Origin of the sequence: Clostridium sp. C105KSO13 (assembly GCF_001517425.1) — a bacterium.
Lineage (GTDB): Bacteria > Bacillota > Clostridia > Lachnospirales > Lachnospiraceae > Muricomes.
The window spans coordinates 30,138-48,261 of record NZ_FBWL01000150.1; the positions used below are offsets into that span (position 1 = coordinate 30,138).

At 41.9% G+C, this 18,124-nt stretch carries 21 protein-coding genes and 3 pseudogenes; 16 read left to right on the forward strand and 8 right to left on the reverse strand.

The genetic code is table 11. The features are described 5' to 3' along the window. Positions 1 to 140: 140 nt before the first annotated feature. The gene (locus BN3456_RS03410) at positions 141 to 392 is read left to right on the forward strand and encodes a transposase domain-containing protein (RefSeq protein ID WP_242862789.1); all 252 of its coding nucleotides are present in this window, start codon (positions 141 to 143) and stop codon (positions 390 to 392) included. A gap of 121 nt (positions 393 to 513) precedes the next feature. Here BN3456_RS03410 and BN3456_RS03415 read toward each other — a convergent pair whose 3' ends face one another. Beyond that, on the reverse strand, positions 514 to 957 hold the full coding sequence (locus BN3456_RS03415) for an Lrp/AsnC family transcriptional regulator (RefSeq protein WP_089982751.1): 444 nt from the start codon (positions 955 to 957) through the stop codon (positions 514 to 516). A 138-nt stretch (positions 958 to 1,095) separates the two neighbouring features. Between BN3456_RS03415 and BN3456_RS03420 the strand changes: the two genes are divergently transcribed. After that, positions 1,096 to 1,512: a carboxymuconolactone decarboxylase family protein gene (locus BN3456_RS03420; protein ID WP_089982752.1), complete on the forward strand. Its 417-nt coding sequence runs from the start codon at positions 1,096 to 1,098 to the stop codon at positions 1,510 to 1,512. Positions 1,513 to 1,618: 106 nt separating this feature from the next. Beyond that, entirely contained in the window at positions 1,619 to 2,293 is a 675-nt protein-coding gene (locus BN3456_RS03425) for a transposase (protein WP_242862790.1), read from the forward strand. On the opposite strand, the gene BN3456_RS03430 is transcribed toward BN3456_RS03425, so the two are convergent. The 7 genes from BN3456_RS03430 to BN3456_RS03460 all read right to left on the reverse strand — a co-directional run bounded on the left by BN3456_RS03430 (position 2,267) and on the right by BN3456_RS03460 (position 8,525). Further along, positions 2,267 to 2,560, reverse strand: coding sequence for a 23S rRNA methyltransferase (locus BN3456_RS03430; protein ID WP_242862791.1), 294 nt, complete (start codon positions 2,558 to 2,560; stop codon positions 2,267 to 2,269). The genes BN3456_RS03425 and BN3456_RS03430 overlap by 27 nt on opposite strands. 224 nt (positions 2,561 to 2,784) lie before the next feature. Further along, entirely contained in the window at positions 2,785 to 3,207 is a 423-nt protein-coding gene (locus BN3456_RS03435; RefSeq protein ID WP_089982754.1) for a helix-turn-helix domain-containing protein, read from the reverse strand. 292 nt (positions 3,208 to 3,499) lie between these two features. Then, positions 3,500 to 4,165 carry a hypothetical protein gene (locus BN3456_RS16205; RefSeq protein ID WP_242862792.1) on the reverse strand — a complete coding sequence of 222 codons (666 nt, stop codon included), beginning with the start codon at positions 4,163 to 4,165 and terminating at the stop codon, positions 3,500 to 3,502. Between the two features lie 170 nt (positions 4,166 to 4,335). Further along, positions 4,336 to 5,274, reverse strand: a complete 939-nt coding sequence (locus BN3456_RS03445; protein ID WP_089982755.1) for a HipA domain-containing protein — start codon at positions 5,272 to 5,274, stop codon at positions 4,336 to 4,338. Next, entirely contained in the window at positions 5,267 to 5,725 is a 459-nt protein-coding gene (locus BN3456_RS03450) for a helix-turn-helix domain-containing protein (RefSeq protein WP_089982768.1), read from the reverse strand. Before BN3456_RS03450 ends, BN3456_RS03445 begins: the two co-directional genes overlap by 8 nt. 201 nt (positions 5,726 to 5,926) lie before the next feature. Next, on the reverse strand, positions 5,927 to 7,414 hold the full coding sequence (locus BN3456_RS03455; protein ID WP_141654489.1) for a hypothetical protein: 1,488 nt from the start codon (positions 7,412 to 7,414) through the stop codon (positions 5,927 to 5,929). After that, positions 7,368 to 8,525, reverse strand: a complete 1,158-nt coding sequence (locus BN3456_RS03460) for a hypothetical protein (RefSeq protein ID WP_141654490.1) — start codon at positions 8,523 to 8,525, stop codon at positions 7,368 to 7,370. The genes BN3456_RS03455 and BN3456_RS03460 overlap by 47 nt, the downstream gene beginning before the upstream one ends. Before the next feature lie 549 nt (positions 8,526 to 9,074). On the opposite strand from BN3456_RS03460, the gene BN3456_RS03465 reads away from it, so the two are divergent. From BN3456_RS03465 to BN3456_RS03525, 13 genes and pseudogenes are all read left to right on the forward strand, one after another. Then, positions 9,075 to 9,806 carry a virulence protein gene (locus BN3456_RS03465; RefSeq protein ID WP_089982758.1) on the forward strand — a complete coding sequence of 244 codons (732 nt, stop codon included), beginning with the start codon at positions 9,075 to 9,077 and terminating at the stop codon, positions 9,804 to 9,806. Next, positions 9,790 to 9,990, forward strand: a pseudogene (locus BN3456_RS03470) (DUF4314 domain-containing protein); the annotation flags it as partial. The gene BN3456_RS03465 and the pseudogene BN3456_RS03470, both read left to right, overlap by 17 nt. Positions 9,991 to 9,992: 2 nt before the next feature. Continuing rightward, positions 9,993 to 11,569 (forward strand): annotated as a pseudogene (locus BN3456_RS03475) (terminase TerL endonuclease subunit). Positions 11,570 to 11,729: 160 nt separating this feature from the next. Next, a complete protein-coding gene (locus BN3456_RS03480) occupies positions 11,730 to 12,779 on the forward strand; it encodes a Fic family protein (RefSeq protein ID WP_089982759.1) in 1,050 nt (349 codons plus the stop codon). Between the two features lie 74 nt (positions 12,780 to 12,853). Then, positions 12,854 to 14,215: a phage portal protein gene (locus BN3456_RS03485; protein ID WP_089982760.1), complete on the forward strand. Its 1,362-nt coding sequence runs from the start codon at positions 12,854 to 12,856 to the stop codon at positions 14,213 to 14,215. Then, positions 14,115 to 14,852: a head maturation protease, ClpP-related gene (locus BN3456_RS03490; RefSeq protein ID WP_089982761.1), complete on the forward strand. Its 738-nt coding sequence runs from the start codon at positions 14,115 to 14,117 to the stop codon at positions 14,850 to 14,852. Before BN3456_RS03485 ends, BN3456_RS03490 begins: the two co-directional genes overlap by 101 nt. A 6-nt stretch (positions 14,853 to 14,858) precedes the next feature. Continuing rightward, positions 14,859 to 15,896: a phage major capsid protein gene (locus BN3456_RS03495; protein WP_089982769.1), complete on the forward strand. Its 1,038-nt coding sequence runs from the start codon at positions 14,859 to 14,861 to the stop codon at positions 15,894 to 15,896. A gap of 68 nt (positions 15,897 to 15,964) precedes the next feature. Continuing rightward, the gene (locus BN3456_RS03500; protein ID WP_089982762.1) at positions 15,965 to 16,240 is read left to right on the forward strand and encodes a head-tail connector protein; all 276 of its coding nucleotides are present in this window, start codon (positions 15,965 to 15,967) and stop codon (positions 16,238 to 16,240) included. Continuing rightward, positions 16,240 to 16,581, forward strand: coding sequence for a phage head closure protein (locus tag BN3456_RS03505; protein WP_089982763.1), 342 nt, complete (start codon positions 16,240 to 16,242; stop codon positions 16,579 to 16,581). The genes BN3456_RS03500 and BN3456_RS03505 overlap by 1 nt, the downstream gene beginning before the upstream one ends. Position 16,582: 1 nt before the next feature. Then, complete coding sequence (locus BN3456_RS03510; protein ID WP_089982764.1) at positions 16,583 to 16,963, forward strand: HK97 gp10 family phage protein; 381 nt, start codon at positions 16,583 to 16,585, stop codon at positions 16,961 to 16,963. A 6-nt stretch (positions 16,964 to 16,969) separates the two neighbouring features. After that, on the forward strand, positions 16,970 to 17,287 hold the full coding sequence (locus BN3456_RS03515; protein ID WP_089982765.1) for a hypothetical protein: 318 nt from the start codon (positions 16,970 to 16,972) through the stop codon (positions 17,285 to 17,287). A gap of 3 nt (positions 17,288 to 17,290) precedes the next feature. After that, positions 17,291 to 17,899 (forward strand): major tail protein, encoded by a 609-nt coding sequence (locus BN3456_RS03520; RefSeq protein ID WP_089982766.1) that lies wholly within the window; start codon positions 17,291 to 17,293, stop codon positions 17,897 to 17,899. Next, a pseudogene (locus BN3456_RS03525) lies at positions 17,899 to 18,124 on the forward strand (hypothetical protein); the annotation flags it as partial. The gene BN3456_RS03520 and the pseudogene BN3456_RS03525, both read left to right, overlap by 1 nt.

Sequence of the window (18,124 nt, forward strand, 5' to 3'; positions counted from 1 at the left end):
GGTTGTCTATAGGGTTTTTTGAAAAAAGCCAAAATAGCAACATAAATATTATGTATAAAATAACGGATACAAAAAAACTTACAATTCTTATATAATGATTGTAAGAATTGCAAGCGTTTTACTCCATTTACATTTGCTAGATGCAAGCTACCAAGCTACATTGCACCAGAGCAAGTTGCAATAACGGCTTCAGTCCCCTTGCCGATACTCCTAAGGGAGCAGCCCCTAATGCCGTTCTTTATACATTAGTAGAATCCGCCAGGGCCAACGATCTGGATGTTTATGCATACCTGAAATACATTCTGGAAAGCATGCCCAATAACGATTATCTGAACCATCCAGAGATACTGGATAAATACCCGCCTTGGTCAGAAGAACTGCCAAAAGAATAATAGTTGGGGTCTTATACCCGGCACCTCATACCTACAGATATATGGGATACGTGCTATGTAATATTGCTGTAAGACGAATACATTTTTCCGTTTTTCAGAAACAGGGTGTTATTTATGGAAACTATAAAAACTTATCTATACTATCATTAACCTCTGCCTTTGAAAAGACAATGGATGTCTCCGTTAGAGCATAGGGGGATATAGCATTGATAAACTGTTCAATATCATCCAAAGAAAGAACTGACAATTTTACGATAAAACACGATGCTCCAGCAACTCTGTAGCACCATTCGCTGTACTTATAATCCTTAATAAAATTTTTAAACTTCTTATATTGTCCATCTCTCATTGTGACTTCAATGATACAGTCGATGGTAAAGCCAAGATTTTTTTTATTGAGGCGGATAGTATATCCCTCAATGATATTGTTATCCTCAAGCCTTCTCACCCTTTCGGTAACGGAAGGCGGCGAAAGTTTCACTCGCTTGGATAACTCTCTTATGGAAATGCGGCAGTCTGTTTGCAACTCATGTAAAATCCGTGCATCTATTTCGTCAATTTTCATTTGAAACTCCTTTCTAAATAAAATATGTCAAAATGAATGAAATAATATATATATTATGTCATTTGGAATATATTTTTAATTATATTCCTGTTATAATTATTTTGTCAATTTAAAATATTATTTTAAGGAGGAGCAAAAATGGAAAAGATCTCTTTTTCGCAGAACGGGTCTACACCTTTTCAGCAATTATTAGGACATAATAAAAACATTTTGGAGAAGTGGACTTCTCTGGAAGATTGCTTTTATTCCAGCAGTACATTTTCCGCAGAATTGAAAGAGGAGGTTCGGCGCACTTTGGCCTTTAATAACGGATGTGAGTATTGCAAAGCCAAAGGAACTCCTTCAGATATCATAATGGATGCCCAGACACAATTGGCGGCTCATGTCGCAGACCTTTCCAGTAAAGAAATACATATGAGTGATAGTGAATTCAGTGCGTTAAAAGAAGTATTTACAGAAAGTGAGATTTCGGAGCTCTTAGCACTTATCTGTTTTATAACGGCCTGCCAACGATTTGGTGCTTTACTGAACTTAATGCCGAACTGTCAAATTTAGTTGTTTATACATTGGTATAATGGTCTCATAAATTAAGACACTTTCCCAGACAGATTTTAATGAATCTGATATACTAAAATCAGTATGAAAGAAAGGATTCATTGCTATGTCCAGACAAAGAAGAAACTTTAGTGCCAAATTTAAATCAGACCTTGTGATTGAGTTACTTAAGGGAGAGAAAGATCTCAATACCCTTGCAACTGAAAATAATATTCAACCCAACTTACTCCGTAACTGGAAGAAAGAATTCCTAAACAACGCTTCTGCAGCATTTGACGACAAGCGAGAGGAAAACCTCAAAGATACGCTTGCAGAAGAACGCAAAGAGAAGTCGGAGTATGCCAAAAAGGTTGGGCAGTTAACCATGCAGGTTGACTGGCTCAAAAAAAATCTGAAGAAGTTTGTGGACCTGACTACGAGAGTAAGTTTAGTCCAAAACCTTTTGACGACTAAAGAATTACCTGCTTCTGTCGGGGCAAAGCTCCTGGATATCAACCGCACCAGCATTTATTACAAAGGAACGCCTGTATCAGAGGAAGAACTGGCTTGTAAAGAGATCATTGATCACCTTCACACAGATAATCCGACCTGGGGTGCCAGGCAGATGTCAGCACAGTTGAAGCTTCGTTGTTATCATGGTGGCCGCCGGAAAGCACGCCGCTACATGAGCGAAATGGACATTCATCCAATCTACCCAAAGATGAACCTTGAATTTGTCAAATCTTTTGCCATAATTAACCTCCTTTTTAGCAAACTACGAAAGCATCTTAAAATGCCGTAGTGCTTCTTCAATCAACTTTTCTTTCTCTGGCGGACATTGTGGCTGTTTTGCATTTTCCGACTTGGCTGTATTGTAATTCTCTCTTTCGATAATTCCGTACTTTTGCTTTACCTGTGCGATATACAGAGAAGATACCTTTACATCATACTTTTCCTTAATGTAATCCTTAATTTTCTGATAAGTTGCTTTCGCCTCCGAAGCAGTCAAATCCAGTTCATCCATATCAATGGTAATGTCGATATATGTATCGGGTGTTTTTCTAACCAACTTGACTACCGTCTCCACATGCCTTGAGGCTACAAAAAGTATGGGCCTCGGCGCTGGTACCCCCTTGGAGGCGGCTTTTATCTTCTAAAAAACGCCTTTCCGAGTTCAATTTTCATTTGAAATCGTACGCCCATAGGCGGATTTCCGACTCAAAGAGCCATAGCCTAACCTGTATGCAGTCCAATAATAATTAAGCTACTCCTACAAATAGTTTGAGTGCTGATTTATGGATTTATTATTTGTTCCACTTGTTCTGAAGTGGCGGGGCCAACCGTAAAACTCTTATACACAGGGATACTCAATACGATTAACAATAATGTAATCACAAGAATAGAAATTAATACAATCACAATTCCTTTCCAAATACGGCGATTACGTCTGTTTCTTTCTGCCAACAGTGCATTAAGCTGTTCCAGCTTTTGTGCAATAATATTTTTTTCCTCGGTAGTTTCTACTGCATCACCAAGAAGTTCGCTTACTGATATCTCAAAAATATCAGCAATCCGAATAAGCAAGTCTGCATCAGGAACCGAAAGACCTTTTTCCCATTTAGATATTGTTTGACGCACAACATGTAATCGTTCCGCCAATTCTTCTTGTGAAAGTCCCTTTTGTTTACGAAGACTTTTAAGATTATCACTAAACATATTTTTTCCTCCTTAACTCCCCTTACAATACCTCAAAATTAATCGTTGCGGCAAGCAACGCAGGATAACGTTCCCACCATGAGCTACATGTTTTCTTTTGGACACTACCCTGATCCTTAAAATTTTTCACGCAAATATGTTCCTGTTGTAATGGGAGGATTAGGAAAATAATTGCTTTACACTTTGACTCTTTAAAATTGTAAGCAATAAAACCTTCAAACTACTTTTCAGTTTTGAAGGCTTTATTCGTTACAATTTCTTACTTAAATGCGGGACAGTAAGCACAACAGCCTTACTCCTTAAAATCATTTTCTTCCTCATAAAAATATTGGAATAAATTCCAGAATAGTTCTTCAACTTTGTCAGGTAAATATTCTTGTAATCCCATAATGCTTTGTTCCGTATCATCTCCATACCTTATAACCACACACCAGGTAGGATCATTATTAGCAGTAGTCTTCTCACAATCAAAAAAATCTAAATCAGATGATTCGGCTGCTCCAAGTTCATGATCTGCATCGTCATATTCATTAAATGAGTAATCCTCATTCCAGCAAAAAATCTCATAATAATTTATTAATGCTTTCAGCAGCTTGCTAAACTCACCTGGACATAATTCTGCGTTTAGCTTTTCAGGAGGACCATACAATGACTGCATAGAAATTACCGGCTTATCTTTCTTCAAATGAAAACGAGAGTGAACCGGAATTTCATCACCCAACTCATCCCAAACGCTGGTGTTCACTACAAACTCCAGTTCACTGACAGAAAGCTGTTTTTTTCTGCTGTTCCTTTCAGCATATGGAAAACATTGTTTATATATCTCTCGTGCTACAGTCCGTACTTCTTCACTAAAATCTTTTGTGCGATTTTTCAGCCACTTTTGATCTTCCTCAGTAAGGCGGCGGCAAGGCAGGCTTATTAAACGGTTTATTTTAATAGCTTCCGCTTGTTCCACAGAGGATAACCGTGAACAGCTCTTGCAATTATGATTTGCATGTCCTGTTCCTGAAAAGCTCTCATTCGATTTACGCTGCCCACATATTTTGCAGTAGAGACCTTGAATTTTTCTCTTTCCCATTTTACTCTCCTCGTAAAGAGCACATTTCTTTTTATAGGGCATTTATGTCACATGGTAAACTGCTGACCAAGGCTTTGATTTTCCTCTTGCTCCTGCCCGTTCAGTTTCATGAGCTGTCCTATACTATAATCAAGGATCTTTGCTTTTCGCTCTGAAATCATTACACTATAAAACTCCTTTTGTATTGGAAGCAGTGTCGGTGTTTCATTAATGAGCTTGCGTATTTGTTCCATATCAATCCGTGCGGAAATTCTTTTCAAGGCAGCCGTGCAGTCTGGATTTTTCAGAGATGAAATAAATTCAAAGTAGGAAATCTTCTTTCCATCTTCTTCAACAGACGAGGCGGGGAAAACATATACCCGTCTGTCAATCTCATCTTCACTATTCAAAACCGTTTCCATATCCATGGCTGCAAGCTGCGGGTAAAGGCAGGAACCACAATCGTAAACAGGAGCAATTTCAGCTGTCTTTGACTGTTCATCTACAAGAATGCCCCAATTGCCGTTGTGCCTGTCAAAATTGCCGAGCAGCGCATCCGCAATAAACATATCCCAAAAGAAATACCGAAGCTGGTCTGGAGGCAGAAGTGTCTGCTCGTCTATTGCCTGTAGGATGGAGGAGAGCTCTGTGCCATACCCATTTTGTTCACTGCTGATACAGGTATTCTTCAGATGGGCAAACTCAATAAGTCTTTTACCGCTTTCGGTAAAATCTCCGCAGGCCACCACGATCTTTTCCTTCCCACGCGGATCAGTATAGGTCCCAAGCAATGTTTCCTGGGTTTTGAATTCGAGGGAAGCGAAGATATGGCAGGCGAGATATTCACTGATACATCCATTGGTGTAACTCATGGTTTTATTACGGCTTGAGACAGGCGGAAATTTAAGCATATAGCTATTGCCCTCATAAAGAATATTGATCTTATTTCCATTTGCTCCACCGTAAGCTCTGAATTTATTTACCTCACACGACGTAAAATCAATCATATATGCTATTCTCCTTTCCCTCTGAACCAAGATATTTTTCACGCAGATAGCTTGCCTGTTCCTCCGTAATTAAGCCCGCCCAAAGATTGGAATTAATGGCTCCGTATAATTCGCCCCACAAACAGTCGAGATAGAGCACCTGCGCCTTTTCTCCTTGTAAATATTCTTTTAATGCTTTTTGGACACTCTCCGGCAGTCCGGATTCCAGATAAGTTTTTCTGTTTGGTTTTCCTGTGACTGTGTTTATTTCCGGCTCTGTTTTCAGTGCCAGTAGTTCCTCAATGGATAGTCCAAGTACTTTGGACAGCTTGGAAAGCGTTCCGGCGCTGCATCGGTTCAGCCTGGTTTTTCCGGAATAAATATCTGAAAGAGTTGCCCAGGGAATCCCGCTGATTTTAGATAAACGATAGCGGGACATCTGCATATTTTGTAAAAGCTGTTGTATTGTCATTTTCATCACCTGCCTCCATTATATCGGTGTTCCGACACAAAGTCAATTCGCATCATATTTTAAATGCAAATGCCACATAGAGACTATAGGCTACTTGATTGTTTCCCTGACATTCCAAGACCTCCTATCGTAGTTACACTACAACAGGAGGTCTTTTTGTTATTGTCCTCTTTGGGAAGCAACCCTTTTTGTGATAGCTTATTAAGCATATGCCTCCCAATTGTAATTTTGTTCATACTGGTTAATATTTGAATAATTCAGCCGGTCTGATGATATGTCACCATTACTCCCAAGCATTAAATCTACATTCTGTATATCACCACTATCAATACTCTGTTTAAAATGATTAATTGTTATCGTATATTTTTGCAAATCACTCATATTTAAAGCATAGGGATTATCTTGGCTGCTCTGGAAAAAATTATTCCAAGTGTATGTGTTGAGTATATTGCTCTGATAACGTGCCATACTGCTGTCCACTTTTTTATCATACTGCTCTTTTCCATACTGCGCTCCACTCACTAAAGCTTGCAGTATGTCACCAGACTTTTGGTATTGATCCATTGTGTATTGATAAACATCGTAGACTGCAGAATAATTTAAGGGAGCATACAATTGTTTACTATTTGGAATCATCGAATGATTCGCATCTTTCTTTAACTGCTCATCAATCTTTTCCAGATAGTTTTCCATATATCCATCAAACGTACGATTGATAAGGGAAGCCATCTTATTACTGATACCAGAATTTTTAGTAAGGTAATCGGTTTTCATGGATTGTACTGCCAGATTAAGACCAATGCCTTCCTCGTTACGGATAAAACCTGTATGCTCCAGGGATTCATACTGTTTCGAAGTCTGCTGCACATAGATACCCGCAACCTCGAGATCGCGCAGGGAATACACCGCTGTTTTCAATTCTTCTGATGTCTTCTCAATTACAGGAGAATTATCCATCTTTTCCCGTAGCTGCGCTGCCATATAACCATCATCCTGAAGCAGCCATTTATCGCTATCCGAATCAATTTCGGCATAATTGCGATTGCTTAGTATATAATCAGAATATTCTTTGACACGATTATTAATTCCAGTATCAATACTATCTCTTAAATTTGCGGTTTCATCTCCTATACCATTTTCCTCCAGAAAACTGCCTACTACATCAACATAAGAATCTGCAAGCAATTCTTTTGCCTTAGAAAACAGGGTATTCAGTTTATCCATTTGCTCTTCCAACTCTGTGCCAGAATAATCGGTATGAATGCGATCCTGCAATACAGCATAGCGAGAGGCAATATAATCTGCTTTATTACTGAATTGATCAACGGTATTTAGTTCAACACCTGTGGAAGAAAAGTCATATTGCACACTATTCCAATTGATTTCATTCCCAAGGCCGTTTTTCTCCAGACTTTGGCGGAAGGTTTCTACTGTCTTTAAAAAAGCATCATTATCTTCTGAATTTGGCAGCCCAAAGCCCTTTACCTCAGCTTTGCCGCTTGCAAGCTCGTCAATCGTAAAGTTAATATCGTATTGTCTATTATACTGATAAATGACCGCATCTTCTTTTGTATAAGTAGTCTCAGATGATACTCCAATGCTTTTACTTAATCGAGAGTTTGACTGACCAAGTCTTGCAAAATTATACAAAGAAGGCATCTGCTTCATGCCCAAACCAGATATTTGCATATACTACACCCCTTTCGCCTTCATTTGTGTAATGGTAGTTAAACGGGCTTAAAAATTCCACTACTTGGAACGTATCAAGATCAATCACAATATAGTGACTACCCCAATTAAAATCTGTAGCTGCATCCCCTAGCCATCTTGGAGTCTTTAAACCAGAAGGATCTGTATAATCTATGACATGTACTACTTCACCTTCATCATTTCTATAGTAACTATTAGAGTAAAGATATGAACCTCTTGATATCTCAATGAATAATGCATTATTGGCCGTATAAGGTTTGCTGCTTGTGAAAGAACCCAGATAGGTGCCACTTGATGTTATACTGTCAATTACCATATCTCTTGCACTATATCCAAGAGGCAAATACCACGTTTCATGTTCTTCCCATTTTAAATCGGTCATAATATTAGTACCATTACTCCGAATTGCATTATTGCTATAAAATAAAACGACTCGCGAAAGATCTGTTGTTCTGTCGATAATGCTGCTTGCTCCGGAAGGATTAGAGCAATTCCACATTAAAGTGTATGTGCCCGTAACATTTCCACTGGAAGATCCGATTGCAATTGCATAATTGCCAGCTGCTAATACTCCAAAATTATCACTGCCATTTGCATATGCTCCAAATCCGGTATTTATCAAATTACCTTGAGCATCTACCTTATATAAAACGGCTATTAATTCTGAGCTGCTAGAAGCTAGTTTTAAAAATGCAGTTGTATTGGAAGAAGTATTAACTAAATATAGGTCGTAGGAACCCGTTAAGTTTCCATCTCCAACAAATACTGGGTCATTAATCTGCCATATACCATTTGTAGCTGCCTCACTCGCGGCATTGCTGGCAGTAGCAGATTTTTTCTGACTATCGAATTTTAAATCAGGCTCTACATTCAATTGTGGAAAACTGAAATTATCCGTTGTAATTTCCTGTATTTTCTGAGATTCAATTTTTTCCGCTTCATCAAAGTCCGAAGTGCTTATCTGTTGAATTGTACCATTTGAAGGCTCATTTGCATTTGAAGTGCTTTCCTCTGCAAAAGCATTTGTACTAATTCCAAAAGTCATAACAATAGCCATCATAATTGGTAAGAACTTTTTCAATCTTAACATTTTTCAACCATACCTTTCCGCTATACCGCAAGCACAAAAGCGAATCATCCAAAGTACTTGAGTAATGCTTTGTGAAATTGTTAAATTACACTAAGAAACGGGTAAACTACAAAGCTTCTGGAGGTTTGGGGACGTGGGGGCATAGTAATTAAATTATTATGTTTATAAGATGTGTAAGATGTACAATAGACTTTGCCTATATTAGGATGACATAATTTCTATTATTTCAAGTTTTGCCTCCATTTGCTTTTTACTTTAGTTACCAACCGTCAAAATCCGAAACTAACAACTTTAAACTAATAGCTTTCTTCATTTCCTCACCTTCTTTCAAATTCTCCCTTGAGATTGCCATCATTGAAAGATGTTTTGTGTGAAAACAGCGTAAACTATTTGGTTGGTGTCTCCGTGCGGATAAAGAACATCACCAAGACACTGCAAAAAATTAAGGTATCTTCAACCACCAGATGTACTTCTTATAGAACAGTAAATATTTAATATGACTACGTGGTTGGCATCTGCTTGTACTAAAGTTGGAAGGAGGAACACCACATGAAAGTCACTTATAATTTGAAAGACAGAAAACCTTTTGTAAAAGCCCTCGAAGAAATCACCGGCATGAAAACAGTCTACAAAAAGACCCCGACCTACGCCTACGAGGTTAGTTACTTCACTATCACCAGAGACGGCAACCTGACCTTCAATGACATGGCCGACAGTGAAGAAATCGAGCGTATACTTACAGCCCTTGCAGCGCACGACTTCCAGTATGAAAACATGGAATATGACCAGCCACAGCCAGACATCGACTGCGAGGAATCTGATGAGGATTGCCCCCCAGCCTACGATACCCCTGAAGCAACCGGCTTGACGGTCAGCCTTCCGCTGGATAAGGTCGCAGCCGGGAACCTTACCAACCTGCTGAACGCCAAAGCTACCCTCATTAAGAAAGCACTGGGCATCGAAGCAACGCCCGTTGTCATCACCGAAGAGACTATTTCCTTCCCTTGGTTTTCTACTCTCCCGGAGCCTGATGAGACTAACGCCTACACCCACTTCATTGCTGCACTCTGTAGGATGAGCAAAGACCAGAAGCGCATCAGCGCTACAGAAAAGCCGGTGGACAATGAGAAGTATACCTTCCGCTGCTTCCTTCTTCGGCTCGGCTTTATCGGAAATGAATTCAAGACCGAGCGCAAAATCCTGCTCCGCAATCTGACCGGCTCTTCCGCCTTCAAGTCCGGAGCCAAAAAGGAGGTAGTAAGCGATGAGATTTCCGAGTAAAGAGCAGTTAGAACGCATCCGCCCGCATTACCCGACTGGTACCCGTGTGGAGCTTCTCCAGATGGATGATCAGCAGGCACCGCCCATCGGCACCAAGGGCACTGTCTATGGAATCGATGACAGCGGCTCCATTCTGGTAAACTGGGACAACGGCTCTGGGCTTAATATCATCTTCGGTGTGGATAGATGCCAACCAGATTCATGGCAGCTGACTCCGTATATAACAAAGCTATGGCTGATTTTGCTGTTGGCTTCATTGAATGCCTCTGTCACACCAAAGGCACCTGGGCCGGAAAACCATTCGAGCTGATTGACTGGCAGGAGCAGATTATCCGAGACGTCTTCGGAACTGTCAAGCCAACCGGCTACCGGCAGTTCAATACTGCCTATGTGGAGATACCAAAGAAAATGGGAAAGTCGGAACTTGCTGATGCAATAGCCCTTCTTCTTACCTGCGGGGATGGTGAAGAACGCGCTAAAGTATACGGCTGTGCCGCTGACCGCCAACAGGCTACCATCGTATTTGATGTGGCAGCCGATATGGTGCGTATGTGTCCGGCGCTAAATAAAAGAGTGAAAATCCTTACTTCCCAAAAGCGTATCATCTACCAGCCTACCAATAGCTTTTATCAGGTTCTGTCGGCTGAAGCCTACTCTAAACACGGCTTCAATATCCACGGTGTTGTTTTTATGAGCTCCACACACAACCAAACAGAAAACTTTTTGATGTTATGACCAAGGGCTCCGGTGATGCCAGAATGCAGCCACTGTATTTTCTCATCACCACCGCCGGAACTGACACTAACAGCATTTGCTATGAGACTCATCAGAAAGCAAAGGATATTTTGGAAGGCCGCAAGAATGACTCCACCTTCTATCCTGTTATCTATGGTGCCGATGAAGCTGATGTTTGGACTGACCCGAAGGTGTGGAAGAAAGCGAATCCTTCCCTTGGTATTACAGTTGGTCTCGACAAGGTTAAAGCGGCCTGCGAATCAGCTCAGCAGAATCCCGGCGAAGAGAATGCCTTTCGGCAGCTTCGACTCAATCAATGGGTCAAACAGGCAATTCGCTGGATGCCAATGGATAAATGGGATGCCTGTTCCTTTAAGATCGATGAAGAAATGTTGGAAGGTCGGGTCTGCTATGGCGGTCTTGACCTATCCTCCACCACTGATATCACCGCTTTTGTTCTGGTCTTTCCACCGCAGGATGAAGACGATAAATATTCCGTTTTGCCATATTTCTGGTTACCGGAAGAAACACTCGACCTGCGTGTCAAGCGTGACCATGTTCCTTATGATGTGTGGGAGCGACAAGGCTTTGTGCAGACCACGGAAGGTAATGTTGTCCATTACGGCTACATTGAGAGATTCGAAAAGCTGGGAGAACGCTTCAATATCCGTGAGATTGCCTTCGACCGCTGGGGAGCTGTGCAGATGGTGCAGAACCTCGAGGGCATGGGCTTTACCGTCGTTCCATTTGGTCAGGGCTTCAAAGACATGTCTCCTCCTACCAAAGAGCTGATGAAGCTGACATTAGAACAGAGGCTGGCACACGGCGGCCATCCGGTACTGCGCTGGATGATGGATAACATCTTTATCCGTACTGACCCTGCTGGTAATATCAAAGCCGATAAAGAAAAATCCACGGAAAAAATCGACGGTGCTGTAGCAACCATCATGGGCCTCGACCGTGCAATCCGCTGTGGCAGCGATACCGGAGCTTCTGTCTACGATGACAGAGGCATTTTGTTTATATGATGTATTGTTCTATCCGCCTTGGATATTCTATATATGAATACTCCTAACATGAAATAATACGCCTAATTTCCATATTAAATTATGCGCTTTTTTCGCCCGTGGCATTTACTTTCGCCCAAATCAATGCTATGATTAGGCGAATAGGAATGGAGGTAGGCGAATGAGAACTTTTAATTATGCCACACTAAAAGACCATCAGTGGGATTCAGAAATTCTTGGATTGGTCGCACAAATTCACGAGTTCAAAGGGCGGCAGGAACTATATTTAAAACAAAAACCAGCTGCATTGGATAAACTGATTGAAATTGCTAAAATTCAAAGTACAGAGGCATCCAATAAAATTGAGGGTATAGTAACTACAAGCACAAGAGTCCAACAGCTGTGTATGGATAAAACCACGCCAAAGAATAGAGATGAAGAGGAAATTATGGGTTACCGTGATGTACTGAATACAATTCACGAAAGCTACGAGTACATTCCGATTCGCTCTTCCTATATTTTGCAGCTGCAACGTGACCTTTACAAATACTCCGAAAAAAGCATTGGCGGCAGATATAAAAATACGCAAAATGTAATTGCTGAAACTGCTCCAGACGGTACACAAACTGTACGGTTTATGCCCTTAGACCCATACGAAACTCCTGGTGCAATTGAGGCTATCTGCGAAAGCTTTAGTCAGGTAATTGACTCTTGCGTGATTGATCCGCTTGTTTTAATTCCGATTTTTATTAATGATTTTTTATGTATCCACCCTTTCAATGATGGAAATGGTCGGATGTCACGACTGCTTACTACTCTTCTGCTCTATCGATGTGGATATGTTGTTGGCCGATATATCAGTATTGAAAGCAAAATTGAAAAGACAAAATCCAAGTACTATGATGTGTTGGAACAATGCGGTATCAACTGGCATGAAGGTAATAACAATCCAAATCCATTTATTAAATATCTGCTTGGCATTATTCTTTCAGCCTATCGGGATTTTGAGAGCCGAATTAATCTAACTGATGATAAAATTCCTGCACTTGAACAGGTGCGAAATGCTATTAATGAAAAAATCGGCAAATTCACCAAGAGTGAGATAATGGAACTTGTCCCTACCATCGGCAAGGCATCCATTGAAAATTCATTAAAAAGCCTGGTGGAAGAAGATTTTATTGAACGGCACGGCAAAGGAAAGGCTACCTTTTATACACGAACCGATAAATAACACTACAATATTTTAAGCATCTATCAGCCGATAGGTGCTTTTTTCATGCCATTTTGAAAGGAGCGTGATTCTATATGAGTATATTGAGCGGATTATTTCGGTCAAGAGACAAGCCGACCAATGCAACCTCCGGCAGCTCTTATCGTTTTTTTATGGGCGGCTCCACCTCCGGAAAACCCGTGAATGAACGCTCTGCCATGCAGATGACCGCTGTATACTCCTGTGTGAGAATTCTGGCAGAAGCAATTGCTGGTCTCCCACTTCATCTTTTCCATTATACCGACGAAGGCGGCAAAGAAAAAGCAAGCAATCACTCGTTATATTTCCTGCTTCACGACGAACCCAATCCAGAAATGACCTCGTTTGTTTTTCGTGAAACCTTGATGACCCACCTGCTTTTGTGGGGAAATGCCTATTCCCAGATTATTCGTAACGGTAAAGGAGAAGTCATCGCCCTCTATCCGCTTATGCCTAATCGCATGACCGTGGACAGAGATGAAAACGGAAGGCTCTACTACCAATACAACACCAGCAAGGACGATGCGCCCACTATGAACGGCACTGTTGTAAAGCTCAAGCCCTCCGATGTGCTTCATATTCCGGGACTTGGCTTTGACGGTCTGGTGGGATATTCACCAATTGCTATGGCCAAGAATGTGATTGGCATGGCCATTGCCTGTGAGGAGTATGGTGCCAAGTTCTTTGCGAATGGTGCCACTCCCGGTGGCATCTTAGAACATCCGGGAACAGTGAAAGATCCTCAGCGTGTAAGAGATAGCTGGAATACCGCTTTTGGTGGCAGCTCAAATGCCAATAAGGTTGCTGTTTTAGAGGAAGGCATGAAGTACACACCGATTTCCATCAGCCCGGAACAAGCCCAGTTCCTTGAAACAAGAAAATTTCAAATTAATGAGATTGCTCGAATTTTCCGAGTGCCGCCTCACATGGTTGGTGATTTGGAAAAGTCGAGCTTTTCTAATATCGAGCAGCAATCACTGGAATTTGTGAAATACACTCTCGACCCGTGGGTCAGCCGTTGGGAGCAGGCGATGGTTCGTTCACTGCTTTCTGCAACCGACAAGAACCACTACTTTATCAAGTTCAATGTTGACGGCCTGCTTCGTGGTGATTATCAGAGCCGAATGAACGGCTACGCCACTGCAAGGCAAAATGGCTGGATGTCTGCAAATGACATCCGAGAACTAGAAAACCTTGACTTGATTCCTCCTGAACAAGGTGGTGACTTATATCTCATCAATGGCAATATGACCAAACTGGAGGACGCAGGAATATTTGCGGCAACACCTGCCGCTAACGGAAAGGAGGAAAAATCGGATGAAGAAGTTTTGGAACTGGAAGAACCAGACGACTCCACAGCAGGCGCCCGAAAGGACGCTGTTTCTGAACGGAACCATCGCAGAGGAATGCTGGTTTGATGACGACGTAACACCACAGCTTTTCAAAGATGAGCTGCTTGCTGGCACCGGAGATATCACAGTGTGGATTAACTCTCCGGGCGGCGACTGTGTGGCCGCAGCTCAAATCTACAATATGCTGATGGAATATAAGGGTAATGTCACTGTGAAAATAGATGGCATCGCCGCTTCTGCTGCCTCAGTCATTGCTATGGCCGGAACAAAGGTTTTAATGTCGCCGGTTTCCATGATGATGATTCATAATCCCGCGACGATTGCATGGGGTGATCATGCAGAAATGCAAAAGGCCATTGACATGCTGGCTGAAGTAAAAGAATCCATTATCAACGCTTATGAAATTAAAACCGGAATGTCTCGGACTAAGCTGGCTCATCTCATGGATGCGGAAACCTGGATGGATGCAAACAAAGCAATCGAGCTGGGCTTTGCAGACGCCATGATCGGACGCTGTGAAGATAGTGATAATGTGGAAATCCCACAGACTTCCATGCTGTTTTCTAAGGCTGCTGTAACTAACTCACTGATTGACAAGATTGCAGCCAAATGCAAAATTCAGCAAAAAACAGAACCAATCAACAGCAACATCTCAGCCGACGCCCTCATGGACAGGCTCAACCTAATAAAAAATTGGAGGTAATTAATGATGAGTACAATTTTAGAAACGCGTGAAAAGCGTAACAAAGCATGGGAAACTCCAATTACACATAAGCCTACTGCCGGCAACACTGAAGAAAGAAAAACCGGTCGTTCCTCTGACGAATATAAGAAAGCAATGATGTCTGCCCTTCGTTCTAACTTCCGCAACGTAAGTAATGTGCTTCAGGAAGGTGTTGATGCCGATGGCGGTTATCTTGTCCCGGAAGAATACGACCATCGCCTGGTTGATGCCCTAACTGAGGAAAATATCTTCCGTGGTCTCGCTACTACAATTACGACCAGCGGCGAGCGTAAAATCAACATTGCCGCAACGAAACCTGCCGCTGCCTGGATTGATGAAGGTGAGGCTCTGACCTTTGGTGATGCAACCTTCGCACAAATTAACCTTGATGCACACAAACTCCATGTTGCTGTAAAGGTAACAGAAGAACTGCTTTATGACAACGCCTTCCAGCTTGAAAACCATATTATCGATATGTTTTCCAAGGCACTTTCAAATGCTGAGGAAGACGCCTTCCTGAATGGCGATGGAACTGGCAAGCCGCTGGGAATCTTTGCTGAGACTGGCGGTGGAGAAATTGGTGTTACGGCTGCTTCCGCTACCGCAATCACGGCAGATGAAATCATCAATTTAGTCTATTCTCTAAAGCGCCCTTACCGTAAAAAGGCTAAGTTTATCATGAATGACCAAACTGTAGCTGCTGTTCGTAAGCTCAAAGATGGCAACGGTAATTATTTATGGCAGCCGTCTGCACAGGCTGGTGAACCAGACCGTCTTTTCGGTTATGAAGTGTTGACTTCTCCTTATGCTCCTACCATTGCTTCTGATCAGCCTGTTATCGCCTTTGGTGATTTCAGCTATTACAACATCGGCGACCGTGGTACTCGTTCCTTCGCTGAACTTAAAGAGCTTTTTGCCGGTAATGGTATGATCGGCTTCGTTGCCAAGGAACGTGTAGATGGGAAGCTGGTACTTCCTGAAGCAGTTAAAATTCTTAAGATGAAGTCCGGCTCTGCCGGTTAAACAGTAACAACGAAAAGGCGATGCTACGCTTAACCACAGCATCGCCTTTTTATGCGAGAGGTGAGACAATGCCTGTAACATTAGAAGAAATTAAAAACTATCTGCGCGTGGACTTTGATGATGATGACAGTTTACTATCTTATTTTCTCGAAAGTGGGTTAAAGCTTTGCATGGATGTGGCCCGTACTGATGATATGGAGACCTTTGCTGCCGAAGGCAATGCTAAAATCGCCGTGATGTACGCTGCTGCCTATCTATACGAACATCGTGAGGAGGCTGACCACCACGACTTAACCCTTACACTTCGCTCGCTTCTGTTTGGTATTCGCAAGGAGGGATTTTAATGGATATTGCGGCTATGAATGTGCGAATCAATTTCCAGAAAAATGGTGTCATCGTTGATAAAATAAGTAATCACACAAATGGCTGGAGCGAATTCTATTCCTGCTTTGCAACCATCAGCGACTCGGCAGGCAAAAGTTCTGCAGAAGATACTGCCGCTGGTCTCATTGTTGACCATTCGGATATTAGCTTTACAGTGCGTTTCTGCAAAAAGGCTATGGCAGTCTCCAGCACCAATTTTCGTATTCTCTGGAACGAAGAGGTCTATAACATTGTAAAAATTGACCATTTAAATTTAAAGAAGCATGCTTTGAAATTTAAATGCGAGAAAGAGAGGTTGTGATATGTCGAGAAGTGTCTCTATCAGTGAGATGGCTGATGCCATCATGGAAGGCCTCACTGAATATGCTGACCTTGCTACTGAGGATGTGAAAAAGTCTGTAAAAAAAGCCGGAAATACAGTCCGAAAGGAAATACAGGAACATGCTCCTAAGAACAGCGGTACTTATTCCAAGAGTTGGTCTGTGAATAACACCAAAGAAACCGCCAACTCGCTGGAAGTAACCGTGTATTCAAGAAACCGCTATCAGCTTGCACATCTTCTAGAATTCGGCCATACCAAGCGAGGTGGCGGCCGGGTATCTGGTAAAGCGCATATTGCTCCTGCGGAAGAACTTGGTATGAAACAGCTGGAAAGCGATATCGAGAAGGCCTTGAAAGGATAATACAACATGGATGAGATCCTACAAATATTAGGTAAAATTCAGATGCCTTTTGCTTATGACCATTTTGCCGAGGGCGAAGCGCCTGACCCACCATTTATTTGCTATCTGTTACCTGATAGCAACAATTTCTCTGCAGATGGCAAGGTTTATTACAAAGTAAATAACGTTCATATTGAGCTGTATACCGATTTGAAGGATTTATCGATGGAAGCAGCTGTTGAGGCCGTGCTGGATGAGCATGGCATTTTTTATAACAAATCCGAAACCTGGATCGAGAGCGAAAAGCTTTATGAGATCCTATACACTTTTGAAATGGAGGTCTGACAAATGGCAGATAAAAATAACAAGGTGAAATACAACCTTAAAAACACCCATTATGCGTTACTCAGTATTGGCGAGGATGGTAGCGTTTCTTATGGTACACCAACACCAATGCCCGGCGCTGTTTCCACCTCCCTGGATGCCAATGGCGAGCCGGAAAACTTCTATGCCGACGGTATCGCTTACTATGTCATCAATAACAATATGGGCTATGACGGCGATTTGGAGTTTGCTATGATTCCGGAAAGTTTTCGCACAGAGGCCTTGAAAGAGCAACTGGACGACAATGGCGTATTGATTGAAAACGCCGATGTAGAGCTTGCTTCCTTTGCACTGTTATTCGAGTTTGATGGCGATCAGAGGCATATTCGTCATGTGCTTTATAATTGTGCAGCTTCCCGACCGGGTATCGAAGGTAAGACCAACGAGGACTCTCGTGAGGTACAGACAGAGACGCTGACAATTAACGCTACTCCCCTGTCGGGAGGAATGGTAAAAGCCAAGACCGGCAATACCACAAGCGCCGCTGTTTATAACGACTGGTACAAGGCTGTCTATATACCTGCGGTCACTCCCAATTCATCTGAGACTGAGGAAAGTGAAGGTACTGCATAATGAGTATGATTCAGACTATTGAGATTGATGGTAAGCAGGTGCCCTTCCGTGCATCTGCTGCTATTCCCCGTATTTATCGGTTGAAATTTCACTGGGACGGTAGTGTCATAAATTTTGTGTCTTTGGTAATAAATGGTTCCAATCTGGTAAGAATTAAATATGAATATTCTTATCAGAGAGGAGCCTATTATTATGGCTATTGCAAAGGAGCAATTAAGACAAATT

Bases quoted from the DNA above. Each gene is read 5' to 3' on its own strand.
- BN3456_RS03410 (WP_242862789.1), top strand. From the start codon at position 141: ATGCAAGCTACCAAGCTACATTGCACCAGAGCAAGTTGCAATAACGGC.
- BN3456_RS03415 (WP_089982751.1), bottom strand. From the start codon at position 957: ATGAAAATTGACGAAATAGATGCACGGATTTTACATGAGTTGCAAACA.
- BN3456_RS03420 (WP_089982752.1), top strand. From the start codon at position 1,096: ATGGAAAAGATCTCTTTTTCGCAGAACGGGTCTACACCTTTTCAGCAA.
- BN3456_RS03425 (WP_242862790.1), top strand. From the start codon at position 1,619: ATGTCCAGACAAAGAAGAAACTTTAGTGCCAAATTTAAATCAGACCTT.
- BN3456_RS03435 (WP_089982754.1), bottom strand. From the start codon at position 3,207: ATGTTTAGTGATAATCTTAAAAGTCTTCGTAAACAAAAGGGACTTTCA.
- BN3456_RS03445 (WP_089982755.1), bottom strand. From the start codon at position 5,274: ATGATTGATTTTACGTCGTGTGAGGTAAATAAATTCAGAGCTTACGGT.
- BN3456_RS03450 (WP_089982768.1), bottom strand. From the start codon at position 5,725: ATGACAATACAACAGCTTTTACAAAATATGCAGATGTCCCGCTATCGT.
- BN3456_RS03455 (WP_141654489.1), bottom strand. From the start codon at position 7,414: ATGCAAATATCTGGTTTGGGCATGAAGCAGATGCCTTCTTTGTATAAT.
- BN3456_RS03460 (WP_141654490.1), bottom strand. From the start codon at position 8,525: ATGTTAAGATTGAAAAAGTTCTTACCAATTATGATGGCTATTGTTATG.
- BN3456_RS03465 (WP_089982758.1), top strand. From the start codon at position 9,075: ATGAAAGTCACTTATAATTTGAAAGACAGAAAACCTTTTGTAAAAGCC.
- BN3456_RS03480 (WP_089982759.1), top strand. From the start codon at position 11,730: ATGAGAACTTTTAATTATGCCACACTAAAAGACCATCAGTGGGATTCA.
- BN3456_RS03485 (WP_089982760.1), top strand. From the start codon at position 12,854: ATGAGTATATTGAGCGGATTATTTCGGTCAAGAGACAAGCCGACCAAT.
- BN3456_RS03490 (WP_089982761.1), top strand. From the start codon at position 14,115: ATGAAGAAGTTTTGGAACTGGAAGAACCAGACGACTCCACAGCAGGCG.
- BN3456_RS03495 (WP_089982769.1), top strand. From the start codon at position 14,859: ATGAGTACAATTTTAGAAACGCGTGAAAAGCGTAACAAAGCATGGGAA.
- BN3456_RS03500 (WP_089982762.1), top strand. From the start codon at position 15,965: ATGCCTGTAACATTAGAAGAAATTAAAAACTATCTGCGCGTGGACTTT.
- BN3456_RS03505 (WP_089982763.1), top strand. From the start codon at position 16,240: ATGGATATTGCGGCTATGAATGTGCGAATCAATTTCCAGAAAAATGGT.
- BN3456_RS03510 (WP_089982764.1), top strand. From the start codon at position 16,583: ATGTCGAGAAGTGTCTCTATCAGTGAGATGGCTGATGCCATCATGGAA.
- BN3456_RS03515 (WP_089982765.1), top strand. From the start codon at position 16,970: ATGGATGAGATCCTACAAATATTAGGTAAAATTCAGATGCCTTTTGCT.
- BN3456_RS03520 (WP_089982766.1), top strand. From the start codon at position 17,291: ATGGCAGATAAAAATAACAAGGTGAAATACAACCTTAAAAACACCCAT.